Here is a 4275-nt window from a genome sequence, read left to right as displayed (position 1 = left end):
GGGGGGGGGGGCGGCGCGGCACCCGCACGCGTGTGCCCGACAAGTCCGGCATATCCGTGTGTCGGGCTCATCGCCGCCGGGTTGCGCATCCGTAACCTCGCACGTCGCCCCGCGCCACCCCCGCACCACCACGGCACCGGGCGTGTCGCCCCGGCGGCGCCCGGCCGACGGCCGCGCGGCCCGATGCGTTCCCCGCTGACCGGGAATGGTCAACGAGCGCTTTTTCCCTTTGCGTGCCGTTTTTCGCGGGTTACGGTAATGGCCGAATTTCACCGACCGACCTCGAAGGTAAATGATCTTCGACGCTGATCACCGGGGAAGATCGAATTTCCCGGGCGAGCGCATGAACACTACTTCCGACCAGCACGGACACCGATCTCAGCGCATTTTCCGACACCCCCTCGGAACGCGATTCCGCCCCCCGGACAACCGGGGCAAGATCATTTCCCGCAGCCCCGGAGTTGAGACAGTGAACGCCCCGCCCCGGACCGTGACACGGGCCCGCTCCGCACGCCTCGGCGTTTTTCCCGCCCCATGCTGAGGCGCATCCACGACCCCGAGCGCGGCGCGTCCTTCACCGAGTACGCCGCCGTCATCCTGCTGGTGGCCGCCATCCTGGCGACCGTCATCGGCAGCGGCCTCGGCGGCCGCGTCGCACAGAACATCGCCTCGGCGGTCGAGGCCGTGGGCGGCCCCGGCCCCGTCGGCGCCGGCGAGGACGGCGCGGGTGACGACGCCCCGGCGGACGCCCCTCAGGACGACTCCCCCGCGCCCGGGGACGAGGACGACTCCCCCGGCGACGACACCTCCGAGGGCACCGGGGACGAGGGTGCCGGCGACGAGGGGGACGACCCGGCGGTGCGCCCGCAGACCGAGACCGTCGACGACGACAGCGGCGACAGCGGCGACGACGATGACGGCGGACTGCTCGACACGATCCTCCAGGGCGCGGAGGACATGGGCGAGGGCGCCTGGAACGCCGTCGAGGAGGGCTTCGACTTCAGCGACGAGTGGGAGGGCCTGACCGAGGGCTTCGGCGACTTCGTCGACGACCCCGTGCAGTGGGGCTCCGACACCGTCGACTCCGTCGTGGACGGGGCGACCGGCGCCTTCGAGGCCGCCACGGACGACCCCGTCGGCTTCGTCCGCGACGTCCTGTTCAGCGACGAGGTCCAGGACGAGTGGAACGACGGCAGCCGGCTCCAGGCGGGGACCCAGGCGGTCGTGGAGAACGCGATCGGCCTCATCCCCTACTTCGGCTGGTCCCGCAAGCTCGACCGGGTCAACGACGTGGCCGACGCGGGCCGCGGCGACCGCGGGGACGGCGACGAGGACGGAACCGGGGACGACGACGGGGAGGAGACCTCCGAGCTCGAATCCGGCGGCCTCCCGTCGGACCGCGACGGCGACGGCGTCCCCGACGACGAGGACGCGGACGACACGGACGGCCCGACCTGCCGCCGCCCGTCGAACTCCGTCGTCCGGTTCAACGCGGTCGGTGCCGCCCACCCGACCGGCCCGGGGGTCCGCTCCTTCGCCCTCGCCGTCCCGCTGGTCCACCACGCCGCCTCCACCGGCGAGGAGGAGGACCCCTGCCATCCCCTCTTCCGGGGCGAGGGCTTCCAGCACGTCCTGAACGAGCACGTCACGGGTAGCCCGGGCGTCACCCCGCAGAACACGCTCTTCAACGACTACTACGACCCGGAGGACATCGCGGACCTGATCCAGGAGACGGTGGAGAACAGCACCGGGACACCGAACACCCCCGACCCCGAGACGGGGCTCAGCCGCGACGGCACGGTGCACACCTACAGTTACGACTACCCGATCGGGACCACGCAGGGGGACCCGCCGCAGCCGCTCTACGGACTCCAGGTGGTCCTGAACACCGACGGCACGATCCGCACGGCGTTCCCGGTGGACGTCCCGGACGACGACTGAGAGGGGGCCGCGATGCCCATGCGCTGGACACTGTCCGGACCCGGCTCGGCCGTGTGGACCTGGGAGGTGGCCGGGGAGCGGATCGCCGTGCACGCCTCGTACCTGACCGACGGCCTCGCCTCCCTCCTCCGCTCGGCGGGCGACCTCTCCGGCGGTTCGCGCTCCACGTTCGCCCTGTTCGCGCAGGAGCCCGGGGGGAACCGCGTGTTCTTCTCGGGCGCCGCCGAGGAGGTGTTCGTCCAGGTGGTGGCCTTCCCGGACGTGTACTCCACGGCGGCGCGCTGGGCCGGCGGCCGGCAGACGTGGGCGGGCCGCGTCTCCACGGCCGGTTTCCTCACCGACGTCCGCGCCATGGCCGAGGACCTCCTCGCCCGCCACGGCGACCAGGGCTACCGCGAGACGTGGGGCCACCCGTTCCCCCACGACGAGCTCCGCCGCATCGCCCCGCCCGGCGGCCCCGGGGCGTCACTCCGCGAGTGAGCGCATGCGGAAGGCGCGCAGCGCCACCAGCAGGTCGAGGCGGAGGTGGGGGTCGGTGGTGAACGGGCCCAGGAGCCGTTCGAGCTTGCCGATCCGGTAGCGCAGCGTGTTGTAGTGGAAGTGCAGCAGGCGGGCGGTCTCGGCGACGTTGAGGTTGTTGTCGAGCAGCGCCTCCAGGGTCGTGCGCAGGTCGTCGGTCTCGGGGTCGCCGCGCGCCGCCAGCGGGCCCAGCGCCTCCGCCATGAACGACCGCAGCTCGGCGGTGTCGGGGATCTGGCTGAGCAGCCGGTACACCCCCAGCTCGTCGAACTCGGCGACCGCGCCGGCGCCGTGCATCTGCCGGCCGACGCGCGCCGCCCTGCGGGCCTGCTCGTACGCCATGGGGATGTCCTCGGGCCGCGCCGCCACCCGGCTCACCCCGGTGGCGAACGACCGCCCGCCCCAGCCCGCCACCTGGGCGGCGAGCGTCCGCACCAGCCCGCCCGGCCGCCGCGCAGCACCGCCTCCGGGCGCCGCGCCGGCCGCCGCGCCGTCCGCCGGCTCCCCGGCGCCCATCACGACCACGACCTCCCGGCTGTACCCGGCGACGGCGGCGCGGGGGTCGCGCTCGCGGACGGCCAGGCTCCACGCCTCCGCCAGGTGCTCGTGCCCCGGGCACAGGCCGCCCGGCGCCGGGGCCGCCCCGCCGGGCTCCGGGTCCATCTCGGCGACCACGACCACCAGCGGCCGGTCGACGTCCCAGCCCAGGGCGGCGCAGTGCCGCGCCACCTGCGCGGCGTCGCCCGCGCGCCCCGCCAGGAGGTCCCGCAGGAAGTCGCCCTGGTACTTGCCCTCGACCGCCGCCACCGCGAGGTCCTTGGTGATGACCAGGGCGGCGGTGGCCGCCGCCCGCTCCAGCAGGTGCACGTCGGCGGAGTCGGCCGCCCGGCCCCGGGTGATGAGCACCACCCGGCCGTGGTCGAGGGTCCCGGCGAGGATCGGCACCTGCACCACCCGCGTGCCGTCGTCCGGGGTCCGCGGGCCGTGCGGGGGGTCCGCCGCGAGGAACCGGCCGTCCGCTGCGGCGAAGTAGCGGGGGTCCCGCAGGAGCTCCGGCGCGACACCGGAGCGGGCGAGCACCCGGCCGTCGGGGGCGGCCACCAGGACCCCGCCGTCGAGCAGCCGCGCCAGCTCGCCGGTGATCGCGGCCAGGCCGCCGCCCGCCAGGATGACGTCGACCAGCACCCGGTGCGCCTCCTCGGCGCGGGCCAGGGTGGCGGCCTGCCGGTTGAGGATGTCGGTGAGCAGCCGGTTCAGCACGTCGCCGAGCGCCACCCCGGCGCCCAGGCGCAGGACGGGCAGCCCGACCTCGTCGGCCGCGGCGAGCGCCGCGCCGGACGGGGCGCCGGCCCGGCCGCCCGCGCGCACGGCGACGGCGGCCAGCCCGCGCCCGTCGAGGTCGCGGACCAGCCGGGCCGGGCCGTGCGCGCCGCCCCGCAGCGGGGAGCCGGTGGTGAGCAGGAGTTCGTGGGGCTCGACCCACGGGAGGACGTCGGGCAGCTCCATGACGTTGAGCCGCCGGATCACCCGGTCCAGGCCGCCCGCCCCGGCGAGCACGTCGGCGCCCCGGAGGCTCGGCAGGTTCAGGGCCTCCGCGACGGTGAGGCCCCGCGCCAGCGCGCTCGCCGAGCGCGTCCGCCCACCGGTCGGCAGGTCCCGGCCGCCTCCGGCGGGACCGTCGGCAAGGTCTCCCATGGCCCCGACCATAACGGCTCGCCCGCCGCCGCCCCCAGGGCGGCGGTGCCGGTCACGGCGGGGGCGGACCCCGGCCCCGCCGCCCACCTGCCGCGTCCGCCGGCCCCCGTCCGGCGGACG

Annotated in this window: 3 protein-coding genes; 2 read left to right on the top strand and 1 reads right to left on the bottom strand. The window is 75.6% G+C overall.

Going from position 1 to position 4275, the window contains the following annotated elements; genetic code table 11:
* Positions 1 to 534 precede the first annotated feature (534 nt).
* The gene (locus tag NT8_RS27405) at positions 535 to 1941 is read left to right on the top strand and encodes an EndoU domain-containing protein (RefSeq protein WP_067975817.1); all 1407 of its coding nucleotides are present in this window, start codon (positions 535 to 537) and stop codon (positions 1939 to 1941) included.
* Positions 1942 to 1953: 12 nt separating this feature from the next.
* Positions 1954 to 2421, top strand: coding sequence for a hypothetical protein (locus tag NT8_RS27400; RefSeq protein ID WP_067975814.1), 468 nt, complete (start codon positions 1954 to 1956; stop codon positions 2419 to 2421).
* Here NT8_RS27400 and NT8_RS27395 read toward each other — a convergent pair.
* Entirely contained in the window at positions 2407 to 4155 is a 1749-nt protein-coding gene (locus NT8_RS27395; RefSeq protein WP_084469334.1) for a PucR family transcriptional regulator, read from the bottom strand. The two genes, NT8_RS27400 and NT8_RS27395, sit on opposite strands and share 15 nt — an antisense overlap.
* Positions 4156 to 4275 lie beyond the last annotated feature (120 nt).

The sequence above is a fragment of the Nocardiopsis trehalosi NBRC 14201 genome, assembly GCF_001552555.1.
Lineage (GTDB): Bacteria > Actinomycetota > Actinomycetes > Streptosporangiales > Streptosporangiaceae > Nocardiopsis_B > Nocardiopsis_B trehalosi.
This window is presented reverse-complemented; position numbering and strand designations above follow the sequence as displayed.